A 25,505-nucleotide genomic window follows, 5' to 3' on the forward strand; every position below is an offset into this window, starting at 1 on the left:
GCGATGAAGATGACATTTGGGCGCCGAGCCCTAGACAAACTCTACAAACGCCGTGATAGATACGAAATTCCTGATTGGCAGAGGACTGAGGTATGGGATAAAAATAAAAAACAGAAATTAATTGATACCATATTAAGAGGGTGGAAATTGCCGAAGTTTTATTTGTTGAAAACTGGCAAGGACGAATATGAAGTAGTCGATGGTCAACAAAGGTTAAGCGCGATTTTTGAGTTTTTTGATAATGAGCTTTCATTAACAGCTGAATCAGCTAAAGAATTTGGTGGGAAAACCTATAAAGAGCTTCCTCTAACTGCGTCTGATGAATTTGATGATTATGAGATTGAATTTGACGAGATTGAGCAAGCAACCGAAGATGATCTGCGAGAATTTTTTCAACGTCTTCAAGAGGGTTTGCCTCTTACTAGTAGCGAAAAGCTCAACGCTGTACCCAGTAAGCTAAGAGACTTTGTTAAAAAGTTATCTTCGCATACATTTTTTAAAAGGAAAGTTGCAGTCGCAGATACTCGATATGCTCATTTTGATATAGTTTCAAAAGTCGCATGTTTAGAGCTTGAAGGAATAGACACGGGGCTTAGGTACGATGATGTACATAGTATTTTTATTGCAAATAACAGCTTCTCATCATCTTCCTCTGGAGGGCAAAGGCTAACAGCGACTTTTGACTATTTAGATCGAGTTTTTCTGGAAAAAAGTTCATTATTAAAAAATAGAACAATAGTGCAGTCTTTTGCAACTTTCGTTGCAAGGTTAGTAAATTATGGAAAAGCGTCTGGTCATGAAGCTGATGTGAAAAAGTTCTTCGAACAATTTATGAATGAACTGTCGACTCAAATAGAGCTTGGTCAAGAAGCCACAGATATAGATTATGTTCGTTTTCAAAGATCTGTAAGCGCAAACGTAAGAACAGGGCCAGCTATAAGACAGCAAGTACTATTCAGAAAGATGTTCCAACTAGCACCAAACTTATTGAAACTTTTAGATAAAACTGTTATATCGCAGAGTGGAATTGCTGCAAGAATAGAGGAGTTGGGTGAATCTATATTCGATATTATTGGAAAAATAAATTCTGAATACTCAGCAACATATGGCGAAGACTTATTTAAATCTACTAATAAAACTACAAGGTCATTTCTTAAGATAAGAAAACAGATCATGAATTTGCTTGACTACAAAGATTATATAGATAACCTTTATTTTATCTTTCGTGAAAGTATGGGGAATCGTCTTGAGGGATTTCTTCCTCAATCTTTTATGGATGTAAATGCATTAAGAACGGATTTACGACATGACATTGATCATGGTGATAAAAGTAAGGTTCGCTCTAAGCGTAAAAAGATAGGAGCCACTTTTAGCAAATATAGTGGTGGCGTTTCTCCTGAGGCTCTTTCTCCTGAGTTATTCCCAATAACACAGTTGCAAATTCTTGCAGCCTTAGAGAAAGATTTAGTATTACTAAGAATACCTGAACCTCAAGCAACATAGAGAGAAATTTCATAACAAATCCACAGCGGCCGAAGCTATTAGAGCTTCGGCCGCTGTGGGTTCGGTGGCTTGGGATAAGCGGGGAAGGAAAAGCAGCTGAAGCTTCGGGAGAGTCCTTCGTTGCTTTTGGGGGAGAGAAGGGGAGTGGTTGGCAGGGTTAGAAAGTTGTGCCGCCAAGCTGCATGATTTGGTCGATTCGCAATAGCTTTGGTGGTGGCTCCGCTGTCACTCGCTGGGGCGTAAACTGCCGTGGCTTGAGACAGGAGCCATGTTCTTTCCATTTTCTAGCCTGCTTAAGTTCATGAAGAAAGCTTTATTGTTGCTGTGGTTCTCGTTGGTGGTAGTCGGCGGTTTCGCCCAAACCAAGCCGAAACAAGTCGAGATGCTGCTCTTGGGCACGTTTCATTTCAACAACCCGGGACTCGACGTAGCTCAGGTGAAGACCTTGGATGTGACGACGGCGCCGGTGCAGGCGGAGCTGGAGAAGATTACCGACAAGATCAAAGAGTTTGGCCCGGACAAAATCTTCGTGGAATGGGAGGCAGACGATCAGAAAGGCTTGGATGAGCTTTACGCTGCCTACCTCAGCGGCCAGTACAACGCCTTCATCAAGGCCAAGAATCCTAAGCCCTCATTGCGGGCTTTTTACGAGCAGAACGAAATTTTTCAATTGGCCTTTCAAGCCGGAAAAAAGGCCAAGCTGCCGAGGATTCACGCCATCGATTACCGGAAAACCAATTTCGCGTTTGATAGTGTGCAGAAGGCCATGCGGAACGCCCGGCAGGACGCGTTGATGAAAATCATTCAGGACTACACCAAAGCCTACGAGGTCAGCCAGAACAAAAAGATCGAAACGTATTCGCTCACGCAGCTTTTGCTGGATCACAACAGCAAGGAAAGCGTGGCCTTCAGCAACAAGTTTTACATCGGCCTGCTAAACCAAGCCGGCAAGCCGAACGACTTTACGGGGGCCTTCGTGGTATCGGAGTGGTACCGGCGTAATCTGTACATGTACTCCATCATCCAAAAAGCCTTGGAGCCAACCGACGACAAAATCATGGTACTCGTGGGCTCCAGCCACGCGGCTTTGATGCGGGAGCTAATGGCTTCCGACGATGCCTTCCGCGTGAAGGAACTGAAAGAGGTGCTGAAAAAGTAACGACAGCTGTTGCCGGGGTATTGGTAGACGGTAGCCACGAGAAGCGGCCGAGGCTCTGGTAGCTTCGGCCGCTGTGGTTTTGGTGGCTTGGGGTGGTATTGCACCTGTTGGCGCTTCGAGTACCGCGTAGCTGCGGTTGGGGCTAGTGGAATGGGGGAGATAATTGGCTATACTTGCTGCCGTAGTATTTCTATCATTTCATCTCTTTACACATGGCGTTTGAGGCATATCTACACCTGGAGGGGCGTGAGTACGAGACAGCCGGCGTGGACTGGCAGATCAACCAGCCCATCACGGCCAAGGGTCGTCCGGCGGGCAAGGTGACCAAGGGGCCCATTTGGGTGGACCTGTGGGTAACCGGCACCTTCGATGACATTCTGGCCTGGGCCCTGAACTCGCACAAGCAGCTCTCGGGCCGCGTCTACTGGACCGACCCAGCCACGGGTGCTCCCGCGGGGCATCTGTGGTTTACGGATGCTTTTTGCGTCAGCCACGGCGAGTCGTTCGACAGCAGAGGCACCACCCACGAGGCCAGCACCAAGCTGAAGCTGTGTATCTCGCCCATAGACATGGGGACTGGCGTGGGAGGGGGCGGGGAGTACGTACCACCAGCGGCGCGGGAGCATCAACAAGCAAAGCCGCCAGTATCAACAGGAGTCAAGCCCATTGGTAATCAAGCACTGGAAATTATCAAACTAGGCCTGTCGCCCGCCGAAGCCAAGTATGTTAAGCTGGACGCTAATGGCATCATCGACAAGCAGTTGCTGCATAAGGGCGCTGCGGCGCTGGCTCCGGTAGGCGGCAACTACCAAGCATTGATGACAATTACGGATTCAGGAAAAACGGTGGAGGTGATCCTTAGCAATACATTCAAGACGCAAAGCAGCGGCGGGAAGGCAATTAGTATGGGGGATATGCGATATGAGAGTGAACGGGAAGGGATTTGGAGGGCAGATAAGAAGAAATGGCTAGCTGGAGGAAATACCTACGCCCAGTTTCTACAGAAATACCCTTTCCTTAGCGACGAAAAAACGGTATCCGGTTGGTCAGGTGTCACTTTAGTTCCAGATGTTCCAGGCGGGTATGGTAAAGCAATAGGGCCGAACATGCAAGTCGTGCTAAATACATCCTATCCTTCTGTTCCTTCCGGTTTGATGCGAAAAAAAATGGCCTCTTCGTTGGCCCACGAAATGTATGGCCATGTTTGTTTCAAAGTTCAGGGAAAGCGCTGGGAGCATGGGCAAAATATGGGTCCCGACTCGTCAACATCCGACTATAATACGGCATTACAAAAGCAAATTGATGCTCGTACTCAAGAAGCCGAACGTAATGTGGACAAGCATACTCATTAGCCTAGGGTTACTGCTAGCGGGCGCGTGTGGTACTCCCTCCGCCCAGCAAAAGCATTCTTGTCCGAGCACTGAGGACACACAAGGCCGTGTGGTCGAGATTGTCTGTTTTGATGCTCGCGATAGTCTGGTCAGCCGCACGTACGTGGATACGATGGGCCGCCAGATGCTTTTGCCAGTTCGTCTCACACAGCCCGCGCAGTTTGGAAAGGGAGAGGCCAACTTGAGACAATACCTCAAGTTGCCCGGTCCCTGGCCCCAGGGCATCGTCGCGACTGGCCGGGTCTTTTTGACGCTTCTGATTGGGGCAGACGGTCGTGTTCATGAGGCACGCGTGATAGCCGACCCGGACAAGGTGTGGCCTACGTTGCCCGCCATAGCCCGCCGCCATCTGCTAACGATGCCACGCTGGCAGTCCGCGCGAGCGGGGGGTAAGCCGGTGCCCAGCATCCGCTCCGTGGTGGTCTATTTCACTTCCTAGATATAGGGCTGCGAGTCTTCAACAGAGCAGAAGCGGAGGACGAGCCAAAGACAAGTAAAAGCGGCCGCAGCTCTCGTAGCTCCGGCCGCTGTGGGTTCGGTGGCTTGGGGGGGGGCAGTAGTGGATAGCTACGCCATACCGCCATTAACGCGTACGGTTTGAGCAGTGATCCACTGTGCGGCGGGGGAGGCCAGGAAAGCCAGCACCGGCACCACGTCATTAACTTCGCCTAGGCGGCCAGCCACGCTTAGGTGCTTGAGAAAGTCAATGGACTGCTCGCTCTCGACGGGGTAGAAAAACGAAGTGTTCAGCGGACCCGGCGCCACAGAATTAACCGTCACTCCACGGGCCCCAACTTCCTTGGCCAGCATCTTAGTGAACTGCTCGGCGGCAGCTTTGGCCCCGGCATACACTGAGTATAACCCGGTAGTGACAGAGGTGAGCGTAGTGCTGATGTTGATAATGCGGCCGTTGTCGGCTACTTCGCGGGCCGCTTCCTGGAGCACGAAGAAAGCCGCTTTGGTGTGCACGTTAAACATGAGGTCGAACTCTTCCTCCGTGACTTCCGTCATCGGCTTTTTCACCATCACGCCGGCCGTGTTCAGCACAATGTCGAGGTGGCCCCAGGCCGCTTTTGCGTCGCGGAAGAACTGCTTTACTTGCGCGGGCTGGGTGAGGTCCGCTTGCAGGGCTAGGGCTTCGGGCCCCAGCGCCCGGATAGCGGCCACGGTTTCCTCTGCCTTCGTGCGGCTGGCATCGGCGTGATAGTGCACCACGATGCAGGCGCCGCGGCTAGCTAGCTCAAGGGCTGTTTGGCGGCCCATGTTGTTGGAAGCGCCCGTTATGAGGGCTACTTTGCCGGTCAGGTCTTCTCCGTTGTTCATAGGAAAAAGCGGTTAGTGAAACGTCCTAGTTGACTGATTCAAAGGTCGTTTCGCCCGCCCTCGCTGAACAGGTGCATTGAACGGAAAAAATGGTAAATCTGGCAGAATTAGCCGGTTACTAGGGCCTGGCTCCGGTAAGCTTTGGGCGTTTGGCCGGCGTACTTCTTGAAGTACTTGGTGAAGTTGGTAGCCTCCTGAAAGCCCAGACGGTAGGCTATTTCATTGATGGGCAAATCGGTATTGCGCAGCAGTGTCTGGGCCTCGGCTAGTACGCGCTCGGTCAGCCACTGGCCCACGGTGCGTCCGGTTTGCTGCTTTACGGTGGCGCAGAGATGCTTGGGGTGCAGATGCAACTGGTCGGCCAGTGCTTGGGCGTCGGGTAGGTGCTTGCGGCGGCCAGTTAGCACGGCCCGAAATTGCTCGTCCAGGGCCAGGCGGAAGCGGTTCACGATTTCACCCGGCCGGTCGTGGGGGCGCACGTAGAACTGCGAATCGCTGAGTAGTTCCTTGATGTAGAGCAGCAAGCCCAATAGGTGGTTGCCCAGGATGTCGTATTTCAGGGTAGAAGCGCCCGTATACTCCCGCTGCATAAGCTGGCAGAGGTCGGATAAGCGCTGCGTCATGGCCGGGGTCAGGTGCAGCGGAGGGGTGGAGGGCGCCATCAGGAAGGAAAAGTCCCGCCCCACATCCCCGCGGTAATGTTGGGAGAGGAAATTATGTGAGGCTGTCAGGATGAAGCCCTGCCAGGGCGCGGAAATTTCAAACGCTTTGAGGTGGCCGGGGTTGGTGAAATAGAATACCGGGGGAGCCAGCTCAAATTCTCGCTGGTCGACCCAATACCGCCCGCCTCCGCCCGTAATAAAGAGAAAGGCGAAGTAGTTGGCTCGGAACGGCGGTGACTTCATCGGGCCGGGGCCGTGCAGACCATCAAGGCAGTGGATGGTCATTTCGGTGGTCTGCGCCACTTCCACGCCAATGGAGCGGTAGAAGTCGGAAACGGTAGGGTATACGACTGGCTCGGGCATAATCAGAAGATCAGGAGAGGCGTTGTTTGCTCAACTTACATACCAGCTTGCCGCAAAGTAGTTGTGAGGTTGAAAATCGGCTTTAAACGCCTGTAGTGCCCGTTTTTGGATGTAGTAAGTCCCATATTTCGGGTGCCATACATGTACTTATGCCTTCTCGTCGTAGTTGCTATAATAGCTTATCGTTTGGCGGGTATGGTTCGCAGGAAAGCGGATAGGCGGTCTACGGTGTCATCAAACTGGGCCGGATTAGTGAAGAAAGCATTGTGCCCGCTGCCTTCGTAATACTTGACCTCTACCGCTTTGTTGGCTTTGCGCAGAGCCGCTTCGAATTGACGGGCCTTTTCGATAGTGGTTAGCGAAGAACCAGCATCGGCGGGGCTGTCGGCGATGCCGTGCAGGAGCAGAATTGGAACGTTCACCGCCGCAGCCCGTTGGATGACTTCCGGCGGGAAGCCACCGGAGTTGAGAATGGCGGCTTGCGCCTTCCCCGGGTGCGTAACCACGTAGTCCAAGGCCGCTCCGGTACCTAGTGAATGGCCAAACAGAGCTACCTGGCCGGGCCGCACGTTGGGCAAGGTATTGACGCGGCGAACCAACGAATCGATGTTTTGGCGGGCCAGACGGAAACGTTCTAAACTCGGTATATCCAGGAAAGGAGGGGCATCGGGGTAGTCGATAGGGGTGATAAACTGGACGCCGGCTCCTCGCCGGCCGGCAAACCAGCAAGCGGCAACACCCACGACGCCCTTCTCTGCCATGCGCTGGGCCAACCGCACATACTCCTGCGCAAATCCATGCGTGCCATGCAGGATAATAAGCGCCGGAAAAGGCCCCTTGCCTTTCGGGACTGCCACGGCCGCGTGTAGGATGCCCCCATCGACGGCCAGCCGTATCCATTGGACAGAATCGGCTTTGATTGCCGCTGCGAAATGATTTGGGGGAGCAGTGGATGAGAAATTAGCCTTTGGGTCAGTAGCTGGGCGCGTTGGGTTAGACTCGGTGCTTTGCGGAGAGGCCTTATGACGCGGCTTCCATCCGGCCTGGAAAACCATAACTACCGATAGGAGGAGGGCTGCTTTTTTCATCTGCTGGTTCTTTTCGTTAAGAGCAAGTTGAGGAAGTAAGCAGTGAATTAACTGCCTGATAAGCAAGGTGAAGGTGACAATGTACAGCCAGGCTTAAACACTATTTAGCCTTAAATCATTAGCACCAGCTCACTGCTCCTATCAGGTACAGATGGTGGAAGCTCCCATAGCTTCCACCACCTGTACCTGACCTTGAGCCTTATGCAGTATTTCAGATATTATAGCTGAGGTGACGCAGCGGCTATTTGGCCGTTGAGGCTGCGAGTCTTCTCAGGTAAGTAACACCAATTTCGAGTGCGAGCGGTAAGCTAAAACTCAATCGTTGGTGAAGTGCAGCGGTAAGTTTGTTGGAAATGTATAATTTGCGCCAGCTTCGGCTACTAATAAAGTGCAATTGGGTTCCGTCGCGCTTTGCAAAGCGGAGGAAGAGTTTATCTGTAGTTAGGTATCAGAGTAGCTAGGAGTGCCGGCACGTGCGTGCCGCCTTTCGTTCTTCCACCTCACACCAATTGACCATTGCCGCTACTTTTCCTCTCCCTTCCGCTAATCCGCCGCGTTAGCTACTGGTTTTGCGTGTTGGTACTCGCCCTGAGCGTGGCGCTGCCCGCGCAAGCCACCACCTATTATGTAGCGCCCACCGGATCGGACACGGGCAACGGGCTCACGGCGGCCACGGCTTGGCGCACCTTGGCCCACGCCTGCGACCAAGTGCCGGCCGGCAACCACACCATTCAACTGGCCGCCGGAACGTACCCCGAAACGCGGCCCAGCAGTCCCAAGAACGGCGTAACCATTGCGGGCGCGGGGGCCAGCGGCAGCGGGGCCACCGTCGTCACGAATGCTGCGTCGTTTGTGGCTACGCACTCCGTGTGCGGCCCGCAGCACTACTCCGCCGAAGGCTGGCAGGATTACCTCATCCACATCTGGAACAAGCGAAAAGTGACCGTGCGCGACCTGCAAGTGCGCTCCACCAGCCGCACGCAGCTGCTTAACGGCGGCTTCTACATCCGCGACGCCAACGACGTAGAGCTGCGCAACCTGGTCGTCCGTGATTTTCGCTGGGTGGGTCTGTTTCTGGTCTTGTCCGATTCTATCAATTTTCACCACAGCCTGGTAGAAAACGCCAGCCTCGTCAACGACTGCAACATGTGGAGCGGAGGCCTGCGCTCGTGCTTCTTGAGCAACTCCGAGCTGCACCACCTCAATATCGTTTCCAACGTCAATGATGCTTACGGCTACAAGGCTGCCGGCCATGAGAACGTGAAGATCTACGACAACGTGTTCGACGTGAAGGGCGAGTTTGCTATCGAGTCGGCGTTTGAGAATGAAGCGGGGGTGAACATCTACCGCAACCGTTTCAACCGCTGCTTGTCCCTGCCTAAACCTGCCCAGGGCGAAGACCCGAACGTCAAAGGCTTCACCTACAGTTTCTGGGTGCACGACAATTACATGACCGATTCGTACGGCATCGAAGGGCCCCGCAACCACCTGCGCGTCAGCCACAACTTCTTCGACGTGCAGAAACCGGGCGGGCGCATCTACACCCAGCACGGCGGCAGCACGGTCGGCCCGATCTGGATTGAGCACAACGTGGTGCGCAACAGCAGCTTAGGGCTAGTGTACGCCCGCGGGCAGCTGGAGAATATGCACATCACCAACAATACCGTGTTGGCTACCGCCGCCGGGGGCTGGATGATAGACGTGTGGGATGGCGCCGGCATGAAGGATTGGAAGGTGAGCAACAACGTCTTTATCGGCAACGCCGACCCGGCCGTAAGTCTGCCCGCCGCCGACCGCCGCACGGGCGTCAATACCTACGAAGGCCCGGATAACACCAAGTTTGTATACCGCAACAATTTGGCAATCAACTGCAAAAACACCGCTGGGCTCAGCGTGGGAACCAACTTCCTGGACCAGGCGCCAGGCTTGCGCTTGAGCGGCGCATTGCCCGGCCCTTATGTTCTGCCAGCCGTTGCGGGTCCGGAAGCCGGCGAGTACTACCGGCCGAGCAGCGCCACTAGCTACGTCGTGAACCGGGGCGTAGACGTGGGCCTGCCCTTCCTAGGCAGCGCCCCCGACCTCGGCGCCTACGAATGGACTGCGACGGTGATGGCCGTGAACTTACCAGCCAACGTGGCCGGTGCTTTGTACCCCAATCCCGCCCGCCAGGAAGCTTTCGTACGTAGCCGGGAAGACCTGGCCGCTGCTGTCCTCACAGACAATTTGAGCAGAAGCTGCGGCCACGTGGTGCGCCTCAACGCCCGCGAGTATCGCCTGGAAATAGGGGAATTGCCCGCGGGCTTGTATCTGGTCCGCACCCGGACGGTTTCGGGCGCAACGCAACGTTATAAGCTGGTCGTTGACTAAAAAACACGCTAAGTTGCCGGCTGATGCTAAGCGTAAAGCATTCTGTTAGCTTTGATTATATGAGAAGCGTGGGGCTTGCAATCGGTGCTGTTTATCTACTCTGCCACCGACGAGTGGATGCCGGTAGACATGGGCCGCCGCTTCCACCACAACTGCGCCGTGCCCGCCGAGCTGTGGGTGTTGCCCGAAGGTCGCCACGCGCAGCTGATGAAGTCGCCACACAAAGCTGCTTACGAGGCCAAGATTTTGGCCTACTTCGACGAAGCGGTGGCGAGTCCGCGTGCGTGAGGACTGGCGGACGCAAGCTAAGGATGCGGAGCGCATAACTTCGCTGCGGGTAGGGCCAACAGCAGGCGCGTAAAGTTCTCACTGGTTCAGCCATTGCTTAAACGCCGGTGCCGTAAGCCGGCTCACGTACACTTCGCCCGCATCGGGCTGAAGCTGAATCTTAAGCTTGCCATCGAAGTGCTTGTAGACTTTCTGGATGGCGCTGAGCCGAGCAACGCACTGGCGATTAAGGCGGAAAAAATAGGTGGGGTCGAGCGTGGATTCCAACTGCTCCAGCGTCTCGTCGATGGCGAAGCGGGTGCCGTCGTTCCGAACCAGAAAGGTAGACTTGTGTTCGAGGCAGAAATAGGCCGCCTCATCGGTGGCAATGCTTAGCAATTCGTCGCGGTGATGCACCAAGAAGCGGCTACGAAAGCTGCGCGGTTGTTGCCAGGTTTCGAGTAATGCCAGTAGGGCGCCCGGCGCCGGGGCGTGCTGCTGCCGAAACCGCACCAACGACTCACGCAAAGCTTGCTCATCAATGGGCTTGAGCAGGTAGTCGAAGCCATTATACTTGAAAGCTTGCAGGGCGTATTCGTCGTAGGCCGTGGTGAAGATGATGGGCACGGGCTGCGGCAGTAGGCCTAGAATCTCAAAGCTCAAGCCATCGGTAAGCTGAATGTCGCTTAGAACGAGAGTGGGGGCTGGATTGGCCTGCACCCATTCGCGCCCTTTTCGCACCGACGGCAGTAGGCCCATCACCCGCGCCTCGGGCGCGAGGCTCAGCAGTAGGCGTTTGAGACGCTCAGCAGCGGGAATCTCGTCTTCGATGATCAAAACATTCATAGCGCAAATCAACAGCTTAACTCGGCAGCAAGGGCACGCTCACCCGAAACAACGTCTCGGTACGCATAATGAGCACGCGTTGCCCCGTTGCCGTTTCGTAGCGCCGGCTGATATTGAGCAATCCAACTCCCTCGGAGGCCACGGTGTGGGCATGAGGCTGACGGTTGTTTTCGACTACCAGCTGCTCGCCTTCGGTGTAAATGTGAATGCGCAGCGGCTCATCGACATCAATGCGGTTATGTTTCACGGCATTTTCGAGCAGTAACTGCAATACCATGGGCAGCACGTGCCGGTACCGATGCGCCTCGGGTACTTCCACCCTCACTTGCAAGCCATCGGCGTACCGGATCTGTAGCAAATACAGATAGGCCGCTGCCAGGTCTAGCTCGTCGCGCAGGCGCACTTTGGTAGCGTGGCGGTGCTGGAGCACGTAGCGGTACACCGTGGACAGGCGCTGCACGTAAGTTACGGCCCGCGGCGGGTTGTCTTCGATGACAGCCGTGAGCGTGTTGAGGGTATTGAAGAGAAAATGCGGGTCGAGCTGCTGCTGTAAGGTGCGTAGTTGGGCCTGCGTGGCCTGGGCCTCGGCCTGTTCTTTGGCCACGGTTTCGGTGCGCCAACTGCTGAAAAAGGACGCTCCAATGTATACCGCTGACAGCAGCACGGCCGTGAAAAAGCCAATGAGCAGCAGCGGCAGCAGGTCAGTAACCTTAACGGGGGGCTCATCGGCCGGCAGCACGAAGCGGATGAACAGCAACGCAAACGACAGGGCAAAGACCTCCGCGAATAAGGTTTGCAGGCCGGTCTGGAGCAGCACCCGCCGTAGTGGATGGCGCGTCCAGGATAAATGACGGTTCAGGAGTCGCGAAAGCCAAATACCAGATTCAAAAATCAGCAAGGAAAACAGAATGCCGAACGTCAGCGCCGGCCAGGTCTGCTCATCTTGCCAGAGGTTTTCGGTGCCGTATTCGGGCGCGGCGGGGTATAGAATCAGCAGCGAGACAAAAAACAGCAGACCCACCGTGGGAATACCAATGAGCCGAAACCAGCGCAGAAAACGATTCACGAGGCAGTAGGGGAGGTGGGGCGAAAAGTAACCAGAACCAGCGTTACTTTTTGAAAAAGTCGGCCGGGAAAGTGCGTACGCCTAGCAGCACTGGTACAAACTGTACTTGGCTGTTCTTAAGGGAGGTGTTATAGGCACTCTCCAGATATAAAGTCAGCATGGGGTTGATTCTGAAATCTAGTCCTCCACCTACATTGACCATGGCTACCGTTTCGCTACGGCTCGTCACGCGGATTTCCGTTGTATTGGTTTCTTGCTGAATAGCAGGGCGCGATACTATGGAGAAACCTGGTCCAGCCAATAGGTAAGGGTTGAGGCGCTTCCCTGGATCAGCCAGTAGCAAGCGCCCGTTCACAAAGAAGTTGATTAGCTCGGTATTGCTTTCGAGCCGAACCCCAGGGTACAGCGCGCTAGATTCGTAGCCGTGGCGGTTGTAGGAAAACGTCAGCCCGAGCAACAGCCGCTTACTCAGTATATAATCGGCTCCGGTAGCGGCGCTGAAGGCAGGGGAGAGGCTTTGCTTGAAGTCGTTGAGCGACAGCACAATGCTGGTTCCACCGGTGAAGATGAATCGTTTGGAAAACGGCACTTCCTGCGCTAGCGCGGTGCTGAGCGGCAGCAATAGGAGTGAGGCTAGTAGCAGGCGACGTAAGAAATACGACATGGTTGGCGCGAAGTCGGGTTCAATTGGAAGTGACGCCAAGCTACGCTGCCTGCTACGCGAGAGAATGCTGAAACTGTCCGAACTGTCAATATTAGACCTCGAACTGCTCCTAGCGGATATCAATCTTTTCAATAACAGAATACATGGCTAGCAATAAATCTTCTGCGCAAACTGCCTCCTGCGGTCATCATAAATATTCTTTACAGCAAAGCAAACAAAAGCCCCGCGTGCCAGAAGCACGCGGGGCTTTTATCTAAATCAGAAGGCAATGATTACACCGAGAAGCTTTCGCCGCAGCCGCAGGTACGGGAGGCGTTGGGGTTGTCGAAGTAGAAGCCTTTGCCATTGAGGCCGTCGGAGAAATCGAGTTGGGTGCCAGCCAGGTAAAGGAAGCTTTTCATGTCCACTACCACGCGCACACCTTTGTCTTCGAACTCTTGGTCCATGGGCTTCACTTCATTGTCGAAGTCGAGCTTGTAGCTCAGGCCCGAGCAGCCGCCGCCGGCCACTGAGGCACGCAGGCGGTAGGTAGCATCCAACTCCGCGTCGCGCATGAGCTTTTCAACTTTCTCCTTGGCTTTGTCTGAGACGGTAATCATGGTTTCGAGTACTTGGTATGAAGTATTTAGTAATCAGACAAAGCTGTTGAGCAAGGACGGCTCAGTACTTTGTACTAATTGCTCACTACTAAGAGGAAGGATTCAATACAACACTAAACACCGTAATTGTGTTCAGGTCGCGGCCGTAGTACAGCTTATCGAGGGCCTCGTAGGCGTTGTGGGCGCGGAAGTAGGAGGTTTGCAACTCTTTACCCCCGCGGGCACGCCACTGAATGGTGTAGGAGCTTTCCTCGTCGCGGTAACGCTGCACGTAGGCCAGCATTTTGCGCAGCGCATCCAGCTTGTCGTAGCCGGTTTCGTAGCGAAACAGGAAGCTTTGCTGGTGGCTCGGGTTCACCGTAATCAGGTCGAGGCGGGTTTGCCCATCCAACTGCCGAAACTCGAACAGCAAATTGCCCGGCCCCAGCCCCAGATATTCTTCGATCTGGCGCTGAATCCGGGCACTTTCCACGTGTACGTCAGAAGGCGTAACGTCCATGATACAGAAGTGAGAGATGAGAAGTTAGAAGTGAGAGTCGTTCAACCAAAAGTCTCAGCTCTCACTTCTACTATCTCACTTCTAACATTAATGGTGCGACTTAGCCATTTCCAGCTCCGGCAGGCCGTTTTTCACGCGGTAGTCGTTGATGGCGGACTTGATGGCATCTTCGGCTAGCACTGAGCAGTGGATTTTCACGGGCGGTAGGGCCAGCTCTTCCACAATCTCCATGTTGTCGATGGCCAGGGCCTCGTCTACGGTCTTGCCTTTCAGCCACTCCGTTGCCAACGACGACGAAGCAATGGCCGAGCCGCAGCCGAAGGTTTTGAATTTGGCGTCGGTGATGGTGTTGGTCGTTTCATCGACCTCGATTTGCAGACGCATTACGTCGCCGCACTCAGGGGCACCCACCAGGCCGGTGCCCACGTTCTTTTTGCTCTTATCCAGCGTGCCCACGTTGCGGGGGTTGCTGTAGTGGTCGATTACTTTATCGGAGTAAGCCATGGCTTTTGTTGGTTTTTCGTTTTTGGTGATTGGTTTTTGGGTAAGCCGGTCCAGTCAAATAACTAAAAACCGACAACTAAAAACCAAAATGCTAGTGTTCCGCCCACTCGATGGAGTTGAGGTCGATGCCTTCTTTGAACATCTCCCACAGCGGCGACATTTCGCGGAGCTTGGTAACGGCTTCTTTTACGTGGTTGATGGCGTAATCGATTTGCTCGTCGGTGGTGAAGCGGCTCAGGCCGAAGCGCAGGGAGCTGTGGGCGAGGTCGTCGCTCAGGCCCAGGGCTTTGAGTACGTAGGAAGGTTCCAGCGAAGCGGAAGTACAAGCCGAGCCCGAAGAAACGGCCAAGTCTTTCACGCCCATCATCAGGCCTTCGCCTTCCACATACTTAAAGGAGATGTTGGTGACGTGAGGGAGGCGGTGCTCGCGCGAGCCATTCACGTAGCTTTCTTCCAGGGTCAGCAGCTCGCGCTCCAGGCGGTCGCGCATTGCGGACAGGCGCTCCGTATCAGCAACCATTTCCAAGCGGGACAGCTCGCAAGCCTTGCCCAGGCCCACGATGCCCGGTACGTTGAGCGTGCCGGAACGCATGCCGCGCTCGTGGCCGCCGCCGTCCATCTGAGCGGTTACTTTCACCCGTGGGTTTTTGCGGCGCACGTACAGCGCGCCTACACCCTTGGGGCCGTACATTTTGTGGGCCGTGAAGGCCATCAGGTCGATGCCATCGGCCAGCACGTCTACTGGAATCTTGCCTACGGCCTGCGTGCCATCGGTCATGAACAAGGCGCCGTGCTGGTGGGCAATGGCGGCAATTTCACGGATGGGCTGAATGGTGCCGGTCTCGTTGTTGCCGTACATGATGGTCACCAGAATGGTTTCCGGCGTCATAGCAGCTTCCAGATCGGCGAGGTCGATGAGACCTTCGGAGTTGACAGGCAGGTAGGTTACGCGGCCCCCCAACTTCTCAATATGTTTGCAGGTGTCGAGCACCGCTTTGTGCTCGGTGGTAGCCGTGATGATGTGGTTGCCCTTCTGGGAGTACATCTCGAACACGCCCTTGATGCCAAGGTTGTCGGACTCAGTGGCGCCCGAGGTGAAGATAATTTCTTTGGGGTCGCAGTTGATGAGAGAGGCTATCTGCTCACGGGCGTAATCCACAGCTTCTTCAGCGGCCCAGCCGAAGGGGTGGTTGCGCGAGGCAGCGTTGCCGAAAACCTCGGTCAGGTACGGCATCATGGCCTCCAGAACGCGCGGATCGAGAGGAGTAGTGGCGTTGTTGTCGAGGTAAATAGGAAGCTTGAGCATGGCTCGGAGTCTGGTTTCAGCGGAGAATCATTCGCAGGTAGAACACTAAAACCAGCGAACAGGTTTTACATTGCTGCCACAAAAGTAGAACAAATCCAAAGAAGCCGTACTATTCGGCCGCCCCGCTTTTTTACCGCCATCATGCTCACGAATCTCGAACATTTGGGCCTCGCTGTGAAGGACCTCGAAGCCGCTACTGCCCTATACACTACGCTGCTCGGCCAGGAGCCGTACAAACGCGAACATGTGGCTTCGGAGGCAGTAGACACGGTTTTCTTCCAAGTTGGCGGCTCCAAAATCGAGCTGCTGGCTGGCACCTCGCCCGACAGTGCCATCACCCGCTACCTAGAAAAGAAGTCCGAAGGCATTCATCACGTGGCGTTTGAGGTAGACGACATTGAGGCGGAAATGGCGCGGCTGCGGCAGGAAGGCTTCACGCTGCTCAACGAAATTCCCAAGCGCGGCGCCGACAACAAGCTGGTGTGCTTCGTGCACCCCAAGTCGGCCGGCGGCGTATTGGTAGAGCTGTGCCAGTCGATTCGCTAGCCAGCGAAGCTCTCCCTCACACTCTCTTATATGAGTACGAAGTTCTTTCGCGAAGAAGTAGACGGCGCCGTAGATGCGCTGCTCATGCAACAGGTGATACTGTACCCCACCGATACGGGGTGGGGCCTGGGCTGCGACGCCGAATTGCCCCGCGCGGTGGAGCAGCTATACAAACTGAAAAACCGTCCGACGGAGGAAGCCGGCATTGTGCTGGTGGCCGATGAGCAGATGTTCAGCCGCTACGCCGAGGTAGTGCCGCCGAATCTGCCGGAACTGCTGGCCGCTCAAACCCGGCCCACTATATATATAGTGCCCGGTAGCCGCCACTTGGCCCCTAACTTACTGGCCCCCGATGGCACCATTGGCTTGCGCGTGGTGCTGGACGATGAATTTTGCCGGTTGGTGGTGCGCCGGTTAGGGCACGGGTTGGTGTTTACGTCGGCTAACCCAAGCGGCGAATCTACCCCAGCCTCATACGCGGAGGTGAAGCCCGAACTGGTGCGCAAAGTCGATTACGTGGTGAACTGGCGGCAAGATGATACCAGGTCAGTCGCGCCTTCGCGGGTGGTGCGGGTGTTGGCCGATGGTAATTTGGAAGTGCTGCGCGACTGATGCTGCTTGGCGCTAGTGCCGGACCTTCAGCTCCATGGCGGTGCTCATGGAGGGAAACCGTTTCCAGTTGTTGGCGGCGCCGTAACGGTAGAGGTGGGTGGCAAAAGCCGGCATGAGCAGCGGTAACGCCAACTGCTGGCCTTTCCGGGAGTGGCTCACCCATTCCACGGTCACGGCCACCGCGTTATCGTCCACGTACAGGTTGGCGGAGCGTAAGTCTACGCGCACCCGTTTGGTGCCTTTGCTCACAATCTGCCGGTAAATAGGCTTTTGCAGCAGCGAAGTTGTGGGCACGCCACCCCGCAGTTGGTACACGTTGATACGCAGCTGCACGGTGTCGAAGTCGTTGGCGCTGAGCACGAACTCAAATTGGTCGAGCCAGGCGCCTCGTTTGGGCAGCTGGAACACCCGCCCAATTTCCGAGCCTACGTTCATGCCAGGTTGTGAGCCCAGAGCGAAGTTGGTTTGCAACTGCGTGCGGTAATGACGGTTGCCGATGCGGCTTGAATCCAGCCCTTTGGCCTGAACCGTTACCTGGGGCAAAGCAAGGACGGCAGTGGGCAGCGCCACCGTGAGCGGCGACGCAGGCAGCGCCGCCACCTGCCACGTGCGGCTGGCATAGCCAAGCAGTGCAAAGCGCAGACTATCAGTTGGCTTGACGGTGGCGGGCAAGTCCAGCCGGAACCAGCCCTTTGCGTCGGCCACGGTGCCCACGCCTTTACCTACTACTCCCACCGTAGCGTAAGGCAAGGGCTGACCGGCAGCGTCGGTAATGAGGCCGGTGACTGGGGCAGCAGGAAGAGCTTGGGCCATTATGGGGCTTGCTGCCAAGCCTGCTAGCACTAGCAGTACCGTGGTGTTTACAACCGGGCTAGATACCGCTGAGCCACCCACCCGCAGCCGGCGCTTGTAGCGGCGCACCGTAGCCGCAATCAGCAGGCCACCCACGAGGCTAGGGGCAATCCAGCCGGCCAACGCAGTCCAGGCCGGGGCCCCTGCTGGCAGCCAGCGCCCCAGATTTACGACGATGAAAGCCGTGAAAGCAGATATATAGGAGCCGCCCATACGGATGAAATGCCGAAACATCCACGGCAACGACTGTTGCACCTTCGGCCGGAAACTACGCCAGGCATCAATACCAGCGAATACGCAAATCAGCACTCCGAAGAAGGCGAATAGCACCGCGCGCAGTTGTAAGCCGGCACCTATCATTACTATCCCCACGGCCACGGAAGTTACGGCCAGTAGCTGGTCGGGGAGGGGCAGTGCCGTGCTGTGCCGGTGGGCGGTGCGCCAGCCTGTGAAGCTCAGATAGAAGCTCAATACGGCTACTCCCGTCAGGAACAGGCGGCCCAGAGAAACCGGCTGTAACAAACAGAGTAGCACGGCCGTGGCGGCAACCGCCACCATGCAATAAGTGTAGAGCCGGCCCGCTCGCACGTGGGCCGTCCCACCCTTGCGGCCTAGCACTGGAACGAGGCCAGCGAGTAAAGCAATAGCGCCGGCGCTCATGTGCACTAGTAGTAGCAGGCGAATGGCCGGAGCGGTGGGAGGCAGGGCAAAAAATGGAGCGGAGAGCATAAGTAGCGACATAAGACCTGAAACCAGAAGTGAACGATGTAAACATCTGGGGTTTCGGGCCCAAGGCCAAAGGGCAGTTTCTGAAATGACGAGGCAGGGCGACGAAGCGGCAAAAAATACTACCGACGTGCGGCTAGCACCACTGCGTATAAGAGCCGCTGTGTTCTGAAAATTGCGGATCAATGAATGAAAGGCGCCGCCCCAGCCAGCTTGCTACGCTGCCGTTTGGGTTACTTTCCAGGGTGAGCCGTATAAAGCGGAGTTCAACTTAAACCACCAATTATGAAAACGTCCTTCAAATCCCTGCTCGTTCTCGCTGCATTCGCTCCTTTCGCTCTGGCTTCTTGCTCGGAGAAAACCAAGGAAAACGCGGAAGCTACCGCCGACAGCGCCGCAACCGACGCTGCTAACGCCACTGAAAATGCGGGCGACGCCGTAGAAAATGCCACCGATAATGCTGCTGCTGATGTGAAAGCCGATGCAGCTCCCGAAGCTGGCGACACGGCAGTTGTAGTCAACAAAGAAGCCGATAAAGTTGTCGAGCAAACTCCTGCTAAGCAGTAGTTCTGCATATGGTACTAAGAAGCGCCGCCAGACATGCTCTGGCGGCGCTTTTTTGTGCGCGTTACAGTGATATCCATTACCAGTGTGTCAATTCCGAGCCCACAAATGGACAGCTCTAGCTTCTATCAGCTACCGATGTTCCAACCAGCTACTGGCGGTTAAACAGTAAAGTGGCGTGCTACACCCTTGTAGTGCTCCTACTACCTTTGCGCCATGAAAAATCCGCAATTGCCCAACCTGCCTTTGTTCCAAACCATTGCCGATGCCGCCGGTGAGCTAGGCTATCCGGCCTACGTGATTGGAGGCTACGTGCGGGATCTGGCGCTGGAGCGGGAAAGCAAAGATGTGGACGTAGTATGTGTGGGCGATGGTATTGCGCTGGCCCAGGCCGTGGGCCGCAAATTGCCCGGCCGGCCCCGCGTAACGGTGTTTAAGAATTTCGGGACGGCCATGCTGCCCACGCCCGAAATTGAGGTGGAATTTGTGGGTGCCCGCAAGGAAAGCTACCGCGCCGAAAGCCGCAAGCCCGAGGTGGAAGCCGGTACGCTGGAAGAAGACCTGGCCCGGCGCGACTTCACCATCAATGCCTTAGGCCTGAGCCTTAACCCCGCCGATTTTGGTACGCTCGTGGACCGCTACGATGGCCTGGGCGACTTGCAGCGTAAGATCATCCGCACGCCCCTCGACCCCGACATCACGTTTTCCGATGACCCGCTGCGGATGCTGCGCGCCATTCGTTTTGCCACGCAGCTCAATTTCGATATCGACCCGGATACTTTCGACGCGCTGGCCCGCAATAAGGAGCGCATCAGCATCATCTCGCAGGAGCGCATCACGACCGAGCTGAACAAGATTATCATGGCACCGAAGCCGAGCTATGGCTTCAAACTGCTGTTTCAGTGCGGGCTCTTGCAGCTCATCTTCCCGAAGATGGCCCAGCTCTACGGTGTGGAAAAAGTGGGCCAGCACGCGCACAAAGACAATTTCTACCACACGCTCCAGGTGCTCGACAACGTGGTAGCAGCCGGCGGCGACTTGTGGCTGCGCTGGGCGGCCATTCTGCACGACATCGCCAAGCCCGCCACCAAGCGCTACGACAAGCGTGTGGGCTGGACCTTCCACGGCCACGAGGATAAAGGCGCGCGCTGGGTGCCGGGCATCTTCACCGACCTGAAACTGCCGCTAGGCGAGGAAATGCGCCAGGTGCAGAAGCTCGTCCGCCTCCACCTACGGCCCATTGCGCTGGTCAAGGAAATCGTGACGGACTCGGCCGTGCGGCGGCTGCTCTTCGAAGCCGGCGACGACATCGACCGCCTCATGCTACTCTGTCGCGCCGACATTACAAGCAAGGACTACGACCGCAAAAACCGCTACCTGCGCAACTTCGACCTGGTGGAACAGAAGCTGAAGGAGGTGGAAGAAAAAGACCATCTGCGCAACTTCAAACCCGTTATCACTGGTGAAATCATCATGCAGACCTTCGGGCTGAAACCTTCCCGCGAAGTAGGAGAGCTGAAGGATGCCGTGTTAGAGGCCATTCTGGATGGCAAAGTGCGCAACGAGTACGAGGAAGCCTTCCCGCTACTGCTGGAACTTGGGCAGCACAAAGGATTGGTACGAGTGGAAGAGTGATTCGCTGATAAATGAGGGGACTCACGAGAATAAAGGAGTAACAAACCCACTAAAAAATTGAGGAAGCCTTTCGCCGTTCGGTTGCAGCACGAACGGCGAAAGCGCTTCCTCGGGGTCGGCTTTTCACTCACCAGAAAAAATGGACCCTTTTTTCAGTTTACCAGCAGTATAGATGGGTGCTTGGCATCCACCGTTGCCTCAGTGACGGAATATATTTCCGGCGGGCACTAAGGTCGCATCAACACATGTAGCGCGGATGAAGCGGTGATTCTTAGGTAGTAGATCCTGCGTATCAGGGCGCTGGGGCAAATAGTGAAGCGTAGTAGATCAGGGCCTTGCAATCCTAATACCAGCTACTATCTGCCCACTACCTCTTTAGTCTTCCACTGACCTTACGCTCGAAGCGCCAATGGAATTTTTTTCCACGTTGTTCGGCTTGCCGCTGTACTCAATTACGCTGGCTCCAACGGCTTCGGCCTTTAGGTTGTCGGTTACGCGCAGGCGGGCTTTGCTGCCGCCCACCACGTTGATGTCGGCGTGCTGAGCCGTGAGGTTGGCCGCAGCGAGTTCGCAGCCGCCGGCGCCATCTACGCTCAGGTCGTCGGTTTTGCCTTCCAGTGTAGCGCGGCAGCCTCCGGCTAGGTCCAGGTCCAGGTTGTCGAAGTTGCCTTGCAGATATAGCTGGCTGGCTCCGGCTTGCTCTACGTGCAGGTCGCCGGTTTTGAAGTTGCGCACATCGGCCCGCGCAGCACCCACCAACTCCAACCTATCCAGGTTCGGCGTTTCGATGGTAATCAACACTTTCTCGGCGTTGTTCCAGTTGGAGTTCAGGAAGCCCCGGTTGCGAGAGTGAATGAGGAGCTTATCGCCTTCGCGCTTGACGCGCAACGCATCGAGGCTGCGGGCACTGCCAGCGGCTTTCACGCTGTACGAGTTGCCGCCGCGCACCACCACCCGGTAAGGCCCCGTTACTTCCAGTTGCGTGAAATCCTCTTCGTCGTAGGTGCGGCGGCCGGCGCCGTAGTAGCTCTCATTGGTGTTGAAGGTACTCGAGCCACTAAACCGGAGCTTCACATTGACGTCGCCGTTCTCGTCCTCGTTGGCGTCGAAGCTAATGTTGGAATCATCTTCGTCCTCATCCTTATCCGTGCCATTCAATTCTTCAGGGGTGCAGTTGACGCACTCCAGCTTGTTGCCACGCAGGCGGAAAGTGCGCTCCACGGCATTCGTGGGCACCTCGTCGCCCACGAAATCGTCGTCGTCCAACCAGTCGATAAAGTCTGAGCTGAGGTGGAACTGCCGGTCGCGGGGCAGGCGGATGGTGAGGGCCAAATCCTGGTCGCGGTAGCGGGCATTCGGCTGGAAAGAGAAATGGTCGTCAAAAATCAAGGTTGAGTCGCCGCGAGTACGCACGGTGTAGGCAATGGAGGTGGCTGCCGTGTTGCTGGCGTCGGTTTCGGAAGAGCCCTTGGCCGAGAGTCGCCGCAACACTTCCACGGTCTTGCCGCTGTCGGCTGCGGCCAAGTTCACGTCCACCCACTGGTTTCCGGAACGGTTCACGTGGCGAGTTTCGAGGCGCAAAGTGCGCGCCTGAAGGGCAGGGTACTGCTGGGTCTGTTCCACATCGGCTTCGTACTGGAACTCTCGTACCTGGCGCGTGATGGCCACCGTGATACCCACAATGCTCAGCAGCCACAGGCCGAACAACGACCAGCCTACAGTGCGGCTCAGCACGGAGCGGCGCAGTAGTAATCCAACGCCAAGCAGCAGCATAGCCAGTGCCGGAACGCCGAAGGAAACAAAACCCGAGAGCACGCCCCAACCGGGCACGCCATTCAGTAGCACGTGGGCCGGTGCGTCGCCAGCCATGATGTTCTGCGAAGCCGGAATTAGCCCTAAGCTTACGCCCAACAGAATAATAAAGGAGAGCAGGAAGCTGAAGCCGATGATGATGAGTAACACTCCAGCGGCTATGCGAATGGCACTGCCCACGAAGCTTAGCAAGGGATTCAGCGCCCCAGCCAGGTCTTCTAGAAAGGTGCCTACCGGGCGGTTGTTGCCCGTGCTGCTGGCCCCGTAGGCATTGTTCCGCACGTTGTTGTCGATGCCAGAAAGAGTCACGGCGTCGCCGCGCATGCGCATCTTTTCCGAAACGGTTTTGGCTTCGGGTACCAATATCCACAGCAGCGGATACAGAATGAAGGAAATGCCTCCCACGAACAGCCCGACGATGAACAGAATGCGAATCAGCGTTACGTCGGTGTTGAGATACGCTGCCAGCCCCGCCGATACGCCCCCAACTTTGCCGGTGTCGGTGTCGCGGTAGAACTTCTTATAGCTGCGGTCTTCGTCTTCCGGAGGCGTGTCGTAGCGCTTGGGCAGCGCAATCCACAGGACGATGTAGGTGATAATGGAGAGGCCCGCTAGATTTCCAGTAACATCATTTAGCATAGGAAAATCATCGAAGAAAGGCACCAACAGCAACAGCGCCAGGAAGCCTATCCGAATCCAGACCGGGTTCACGTGGAAGTAGCGCGCTATGCCGGCCGCCACCCCCGCAATCTTCCGGTTGGCCATGTCGCGGTAGAAGCGGCGGGGCTCGTCGGTGGTGGTGTCGGTAGCGTTGGCCGTGTTGGTGTAGCTGGTTCTGGAGCCCGCGTAGGTGCCGGCAGCCGTGCCGCTGGCTACGGCGTCGGCCAGCAGTTCGTCGTCTTCCTCGGCGTCGTCGGCGCTCTGGAAGTCGCTCACGCGGCCCATTTTGGCGGTCATAGCCTCTACATCGTCGAGCGAAACCACTTGCTTGATCCCAGAAAGCCGGGTGGCGAAGATTTCGGCGATGCGGCCTTCAATGTCGGCCACTATTTCCTCGTGGCCGCGGTAGCCGCTGAAGTGGGCTTTCACTTCCGCCAGATAGCGGCTCAGTACTTCGTAGCCATCTTCCTCGATGTGGAAGATAATGCCTTGGAGGTTGATGCTGATGTTCTTTTTCATCTCAGTTGCTGCAACTAGTCGGAAAAAAATCGGGAGTAGAGCCAGGCGCTAAAAAGCAGCCGGCATTTCGAAGCTCCCGTTGGCGGAAGGCTTGGAGCGGATGATGCGGATGGAGTCCTCAACTTCCTCCCACGTGAGGCGGAGCTGGTGCAGGAACTCGCGGCCGGCCTCGGTAAGGGTGTAGTATTTGCGAGGTGGGCCACTCGTGGATTCCTTCCAGGTGTAATCGAGCAGGGCGGCGTTCTTGAGGCGCGTCAGGAGCGGGTAGAGCGTCCCCTCGACCACAATCATGCGGGCTTGGGTGAGCTCTTCGAGCATGTCCGACGCGTAAACCTCGCCGCGGGCGATGATTTCCAGAATGCAGAACTCCAGGATGCCCTTCCGCATCTGCACTTGGGTGTTCTCTACTTTCATGGGCTTGAGGCGGTAGTCGGTGAAGAATGAGTCAAAGATAACAGAAGGTACTATGTAACGCAAGGTACTAGGTGGAAAATATTTTTCGAATTCTTGGATGATGGGAAGGTTGAGGTTGTTGGTTTGGCCATAAAACGCGCCAGATAGCTCTGAAACGCAATAATTGAACAGCCATATTTTTCTGAGGAAAGCCACAGTTCGTCTTCGAGCAGATGATATTGTTCACCTGCCATGATGTTGTTCACGGGTCTGACTGAACCTAAGAAGGACGACGTGTGGGAAGAAGCCAAATTTTTAAGGCTAGCTGCCTAGTTGAGTACAGCAGAGGTGCACAACTTTGAGCGGCGTTTTCGGCGGCAGGCAATCCAAGAGGTACTATTAGTTAGTAACTTGCGTTGTGAAGCGGACTACCCGCTTTTAGCCTTTTCTCTATGTCGCACGTTTTCCGCATTGCTCCAGTGCTGCTCGGTCTGGGTGGCGTTCTGTTCCTGGCTCCCACAGAAGCCGCCGCGCAGGATTCTACCCCCAAATACAGCAACGAATTTCTCAACATCGGTGTCGGGGGACGGGCCCTAGGCATGGGCAAAACGCAGGTGAGCCTGGCGCAGGATGCTACGGCCGGCTACTGGAACCCGGCTGGCCTGCTCAGCCAGAAAACTAAGTACGATGCCGTGCTGATGCACTCCGAACTGTTTTCGGGCATCGTCAAAAACGACTACGCGGCCTTCTCCATGCCGCTCGACGACCAAAGTGCCATCGGCATCAGCGCCATCCGCCTGGGCGTCGACGACATTGCCGATACCCGTGACTTGATCAATGAGTACGGCTACATTCAGTACGACCGAATTCGATACTTCTCGGTAGCTGATTATGCTGTGCTGCTGTCTTATGCCCGCCACATTGGCAATATCGAAGGCCTGAAAGTAGGAGCTAACGCCAAAATTATCTACCGTAACATTGGCGAATTTGCCAACGCCTGGGGTTTCGGCATTGACGCGGGCGTGCAGTACGACAAAGGCAACTGGCGTCTCGGCCTCATGGCCCGCGACATCACCACTACGGTCAGCTCCTGGAGCGTTAACACCGATAAGCTAAGACCAGTACCTGGCGACAGTTCCGACGTTAGCTCCACTAGCACAGAAATCACCCTGCCGCGCTTCGTGCTAGGCGCTGCGTACTTGGCAAAGCTACCCGGGGAGTTCACGGCCCTAGCGGCTATAGATCTGGAAATGACCACCGACGGGCAGCGTAACACGCTCGTGTCGAGTAAGGCTGTGAGCATCGATCCGCGGGCGGGCCTGGAAGTCGGCTATAAGAACCTGGTATTCCTGCGTGGGGGCGTGAGCAACGTGCAGGAGATAAAAGATTTTAGCGGTTCCGAGAAATGGAAAGTGCAACCCAGCCTGGGTGTTGGGGTAGCTTTGAGCGGCCTCCGTTTAGACGTGGCATTGTCGCGGTTGGCCATAGAAAAGCTGGAGGGCCGCTCGCAAACCAACAACATTATCGTCTCGCTCGGCTACGGCATCAAGTAAAATGGTTGAATGGCTTAATGGTTGGT

23 protein-coding genes are annotated in these 25,505 nt (G+C 55.7%); 10 read left to right on the top strand and 13 right to left on the bottom strand.

The window, feature by feature from the left end:
- Nucleotides 1-3: 3 nt before the first annotated feature.
- The 3 genes from ACYSMN_RS01160 (at nucleotide 4) to tssD (ending at nucleotide 4,014) form a co-directional block, all read left to right on the top strand.
- Complete coding sequence (locus ACYSMN_RS01160) at nucleotides 4-1,503, top strand: GmrSD restriction endonuclease domain-containing protein (protein WP_488921996.1); 1,500 nt, start codon at nucleotides 4-6, stop codon at nucleotides 1,501-1,503.
- Between the two features lie 301 nt (nucleotides 1,504-1,804).
- Complete coding sequence (locus tag ACYSMN_RS01165) at nucleotides 1,805-2,662, top strand: DUF5694 domain-containing protein (protein WP_488921997.1); 858 nt, start codon at nucleotides 1,805-1,807, stop codon at nucleotides 2,660-2,662.
- Between the two features lie 212 nt (nucleotides 2,663-2,874).
- Nucleotides 2,875-4,014, top strand: a complete 1,140-nt coding sequence (gene tssD / locus ACYSMN_RS01170; RefSeq protein ID WP_488921998.1) for a type VI secretion system tube protein TssD — start codon at nucleotides 2,875-2,877, stop codon at nucleotides 4,012-4,014.
- A gap of 606 nt (nucleotides 4,015-4,620) precedes the next feature.
- Here tssD and ACYSMN_RS01175 read toward each other — a convergent pair.
- The 3 genes from ACYSMN_RS01175 to ACYSMN_RS01185 form a co-directional block, all read right to left on the bottom strand.
- A complete protein-coding gene (locus ACYSMN_RS01175) occupies nucleotides 4,621-5,376 on the bottom strand; it encodes an SDR family oxidoreductase (protein WP_488921999.1) in 756 nt (251 codons plus the stop codon).
- A gap of 107 nt (nucleotides 5,377-5,483) precedes the next feature.
- The gene (locus ACYSMN_RS01180) at nucleotides 5,484-6,401 is read right to left on the bottom strand and encodes a helix-turn-helix domain-containing protein (protein WP_488922000.1); all 918 of its coding nucleotides are present in this window, start codon (nucleotides 6,399-6,401) and stop codon (nucleotides 5,484-5,486) included.
- Nucleotides 6,402-6,580: 179 nt separating this feature from the next.
- Nucleotides 6,581-7,258, bottom strand: a complete 678-nt coding sequence (locus ACYSMN_RS01185) for a dienelactone hydrolase family protein (RefSeq protein ID WP_488922001.1) — start codon at nucleotides 7,256-7,258, stop codon at nucleotides 6,581-6,583.
- 804 nt (nucleotides 7,259-8,062) lie between these two features.
- On the opposite strand from ACYSMN_RS01185, the gene ACYSMN_RS01190 reads away from it, so the two are divergent.
- Together ACYSMN_RS01190 and ACYSMN_RS01195 are read left to right on the top strand one after the other, a co-directional pair.
- On the top strand, nucleotides 8,063-9,856 hold the full coding sequence (locus tag ACYSMN_RS01190; protein WP_488922002.1) for a hypothetical protein: 1,794 nt from the start codon (nucleotides 8,063-8,065) through the stop codon (nucleotides 9,854-9,856).
- A gap of 84 nt (nucleotides 9,857-9,940) precedes the next feature.
- Nucleotides 9,941-10,144, top strand: coding sequence for a hypothetical protein (locus ACYSMN_RS01195; protein WP_488922003.1), 204 nt, complete (start codon nucleotides 9,941-9,943; stop codon nucleotides 10,142-10,144).
- Between the two features lie 78 nt (nucleotides 10,145-10,222).
- Here ACYSMN_RS01195 and ACYSMN_RS01200 read toward each other — a convergent pair whose 3' ends face one another.
- The 7 genes from ACYSMN_RS01200 to ACYSMN_RS01230 form a co-directional block, all read right to left on the bottom strand.
- Nucleotides 10,223-10,969, bottom strand: a complete 747-nt coding sequence (locus ACYSMN_RS01200) for a LytR/AlgR family response regulator transcription factor (protein ID WP_488922004.1) — start codon at nucleotides 10,967-10,969, stop codon at nucleotides 10,223-10,225.
- Nucleotides 10,970-10,985: 16 nt separating this feature from the next.
- Nucleotides 10,986-12,035 (bottom strand): sensor histidine kinase, encoded by a 1,050-nt coding sequence (locus tag ACYSMN_RS01205; protein ID WP_488922005.1) that lies wholly within the window; start codon nucleotides 12,033-12,035, stop codon nucleotides 10,986-10,988.
- Between the two features lie 43 nt (nucleotides 12,036-12,078).
- On the bottom strand, nucleotides 12,079-12,699 hold the full coding sequence (locus ACYSMN_RS01210) for a hypothetical protein (RefSeq protein WP_488922006.1): 621 nt from the start codon (nucleotides 12,697-12,699) through the stop codon (nucleotides 12,079-12,081).
- Between the two features lie 272 nt (nucleotides 12,700-12,971).
- Nucleotides 12,972-13,298, bottom strand: a complete 327-nt coding sequence (locus ACYSMN_RS01215; RefSeq protein WP_488922007.1) for a HesB/IscA family protein — start codon at nucleotides 13,296-13,298, stop codon at nucleotides 12,972-12,974.
- 88 nt (nucleotides 13,299-13,386) lie between these two features.
- The gene (locus ACYSMN_RS01220; protein ID WP_488922008.1) at nucleotides 13,387-13,797 is read right to left on the bottom strand and encodes a hypothetical protein; all 411 of its coding nucleotides are present in this window, start codon (nucleotides 13,795-13,797) and stop codon (nucleotides 13,387-13,389) included.
- Between the two features lie 87 nt (nucleotides 13,798-13,884).
- Complete coding sequence (gene iscU / locus ACYSMN_RS01225; RefSeq protein WP_044001465.1) at nucleotides 13,885-14,301, bottom strand: Fe-S cluster assembly scaffold IscU; 417 nt, start codon at nucleotides 14,299-14,301, stop codon at nucleotides 13,885-13,887.
- Between the two features lie 91 nt (nucleotides 14,302-14,392).
- Entirely contained in the window at nucleotides 14,393-15,607 is a 1,215-nt protein-coding gene (locus ACYSMN_RS01230; protein WP_488922009.1) for an IscS subfamily cysteine desulfurase, read from the bottom strand.
- Between the two features lie 141 nt (nucleotides 15,608-15,748).
- Here ACYSMN_RS01230 and mce point away from each other — a divergent pair, with 141 nt between their 5' ends.
- Together mce and ACYSMN_RS01240 are read left to right on the top strand one after the other, a co-directional pair.
- The gene (gene mce, locus ACYSMN_RS01235) at nucleotides 15,749-16,153 is read left to right on the top strand and encodes a methylmalonyl-CoA epimerase (protein WP_488922010.1); all 405 of its coding nucleotides are present in this window, start codon (nucleotides 15,749-15,751) and stop codon (nucleotides 16,151-16,153) included.
- A gap of 30 nt (nucleotides 16,154-16,183) precedes the next feature.
- Nucleotides 16,184-16,765, top strand: coding sequence for an L-threonylcarbamoyladenylate synthase (locus ACYSMN_RS01240; protein ID WP_488922011.1), 582 nt, complete (start codon nucleotides 16,184-16,186; stop codon nucleotides 16,763-16,765).
- Nucleotides 16,766-16,777: 12 nt separating this feature from the next.
- Here the strand turns inward: ACYSMN_RS01240 and ACYSMN_RS01245 are convergent, their stop codons facing one another.
- Nucleotides 16,778-18,346 carry a carboxypeptidase-like regulatory domain-containing protein gene (locus ACYSMN_RS01245; RefSeq protein WP_488922012.1) on the bottom strand — a complete coding sequence of 523 codons (1,569 nt, stop codon included), beginning with the start codon at nucleotides 18,344-18,346 and terminating at the stop codon, nucleotides 16,778-16,780.
- A gap of 282 nt (nucleotides 18,347-18,628) precedes the next feature.
- Between ACYSMN_RS01245 and ACYSMN_RS01250 the strand changes: the two genes are divergently transcribed.
- Together ACYSMN_RS01250 and ACYSMN_RS01255 are read left to right on the top strand one after the other, a co-directional pair.
- Nucleotides 18,629-18,910 (top strand): hypothetical protein, encoded by a 282-nt coding sequence (locus ACYSMN_RS01250; protein WP_488922013.1) that lies wholly within the window; start codon nucleotides 18,629-18,631, stop codon nucleotides 18,908-18,910.
- A 213-nt stretch (nucleotides 18,911-19,123) separates the two neighbouring features.
- Nucleotides 19,124-20,542 (top strand): CCA tRNA nucleotidyltransferase, encoded by a 1,419-nt coding sequence (locus ACYSMN_RS01255; protein WP_488922014.1) that lies wholly within the window; start codon nucleotides 19,124-19,126, stop codon nucleotides 20,540-20,542.
- Between the two features lie 375 nt (nucleotides 20,543-20,917).
- Here the strand turns inward: ACYSMN_RS01255 and ACYSMN_RS01260 are convergent, their stop codons facing one another.
- Nucleotides 20,918-23,533 carry a GIN domain-containing protein gene (locus tag ACYSMN_RS01260; RefSeq protein ID WP_488922015.1) on the bottom strand — a complete coding sequence of 872 codons (2,616 nt, stop codon included), beginning with the start codon at nucleotides 23,531-23,533 and terminating at the stop codon, nucleotides 20,918-20,920.
- A 48-nt stretch (nucleotides 23,534-23,581) separates the two neighbouring features.
- Nucleotides 23,582-23,947: a PadR family transcriptional regulator gene (locus ACYSMN_RS01265; RefSeq protein WP_488922166.1), complete on the bottom strand. Its 366-nt coding sequence runs from the start codon at nucleotides 23,945-23,947 to the stop codon at nucleotides 23,582-23,584.
- A gap of 431 nt (nucleotides 23,948-24,378) precedes the next feature.
- On the opposite strand from ACYSMN_RS01265, the gene ACYSMN_RS01270 reads away from it, so the two are divergent.
- Nucleotides 24,379-25,479 carry a putative type IX sorting system protein PorV2 gene (locus ACYSMN_RS01270; RefSeq protein WP_488922016.1) on the top strand — a complete coding sequence of 367 codons (1,101 nt, stop codon included), beginning with the start codon at nucleotides 24,379-24,381 and terminating at the stop codon, nucleotides 25,477-25,479.
- The last annotated feature ends 26 nt before the right edge of the window (nucleotides 25,480-25,505 follow it).

Source organism: Hymenobacter sp. M1-2, assembly GCF_057808495.1.

Excerpts from the sequence above, each read along its gene's own strand:
- ACYSMN_RS01160 (WP_488921996.1), top strand. The coding sequence starts at position 4 with ATGAAGATGACATTTGGGCGCCGAGCCCTAGACAAACTCTACAAACGC.
- ACYSMN_RS01165 (WP_488921997.1), top strand. The coding sequence starts at position 1,805 with ATGAAGAAAGCTTTATTGTTGCTGTGGTTCTCGTTGGTGGTAGTCGGC.
- tssD (WP_488921998.1), top strand. The coding sequence starts at position 2,875 with ATGGCGTTTGAGGCATATCTACACCTGGAGGGGCGTGAGTACGAGACA.
- ACYSMN_RS01175 (WP_488921999.1), bottom strand. The coding sequence starts at position 5,376 with ATGAACAACGGAGAAGACCTGACCGGCAAAGTAGCCCTCATAACGGGC.
- ACYSMN_RS01180 (WP_488922000.1), bottom strand. The coding sequence starts at position 6,401 with ATGCCCGAGCCAGTCGTATACCCTACCGTTTCCGACTTCTACCGCTCC.
- ACYSMN_RS01200 (WP_488922004.1), bottom strand. The coding sequence starts at position 10,969 with ATGAATGTTTTGATCATCGAAGACGAGATTCCCGCTGCTGAGCGTCTC.
- ACYSMN_RS01210 (WP_488922006.1), bottom strand. The coding sequence starts at position 12,699 with ATGTCGTATTTCTTACGTCGCCTGCTACTAGCCTCACTCCTATTGCTG.
- ACYSMN_RS01215 (WP_488922007.1), bottom strand. The coding sequence starts at position 13,298 with ATGATTACCGTCTCAGACAAAGCCAAGGAGAAAGTTGAAAAGCTCATG.
- ACYSMN_RS01220 (WP_488922008.1), bottom strand. The coding sequence starts at position 13,797 with ATGGACGTTACGCCTTCTGACGTACACGTGGAAAGTGCCCGGATTCAG.
- iscU (WP_044001465.1), bottom strand. The coding sequence starts at position 14,301 with ATGGCTTACTCCGATAAAGTAATCGACCACTACAGCAACCCCCGCAAC.
- ACYSMN_RS01230 (WP_488922009.1), bottom strand. The coding sequence starts at position 15,607 with ATGCTCAAGCTTCCTATTTACCTCGACAACAACGCCACTACTCCTCTC.
- mce (WP_488922010.1), top strand. The coding sequence starts at position 15,749 with ATGCTCACGAATCTCGAACATTTGGGCCTCGCTGTGAAGGACCTCGAA.
- ACYSMN_RS01240 (WP_488922011.1), top strand. The coding sequence starts at position 16,184 with ATGAGTACGAAGTTCTTTCGCGAAGAAGTAGACGGCGCCGTAGATGCG.
- ACYSMN_RS01245 (WP_488922012.1), bottom strand. The coding sequence starts at position 18,346 with ATGCTCTCCGCTCCATTTTTTGCCCTGCCTCCCACCGCTCCGGCCATT.
- ACYSMN_RS01250 (WP_488922013.1), top strand. The coding sequence starts at position 18,629 with ATGAAAACGTCCTTCAAATCCCTGCTCGTTCTCGCTGCATTCGCTCCT.
- ACYSMN_RS01255 (WP_488922014.1), top strand. The coding sequence starts at position 19,124 with ATGAAAAATCCGCAATTGCCCAACCTGCCTTTGTTCCAAACCATTGCC.
- ACYSMN_RS01260 (WP_488922015.1), bottom strand. The coding sequence starts at position 23,533 with ATGAAAAAGAACATCAGCATCAACCTCCAAGGCATTATCTTCCACATC.
- ACYSMN_RS01265 (WP_488922166.1), bottom strand. The coding sequence starts at position 23,947 with ATGAAAGTAGAGAACACCCAAGTGCAGATGCGGAAGGGCATCCTGGAG.
- ACYSMN_RS01270 (WP_488922016.1), top strand. The coding sequence starts at position 24,379 with ATGTCGCACGTTTTCCGCATTGCTCCAGTGCTGCTCGGTCTGGGTGGC.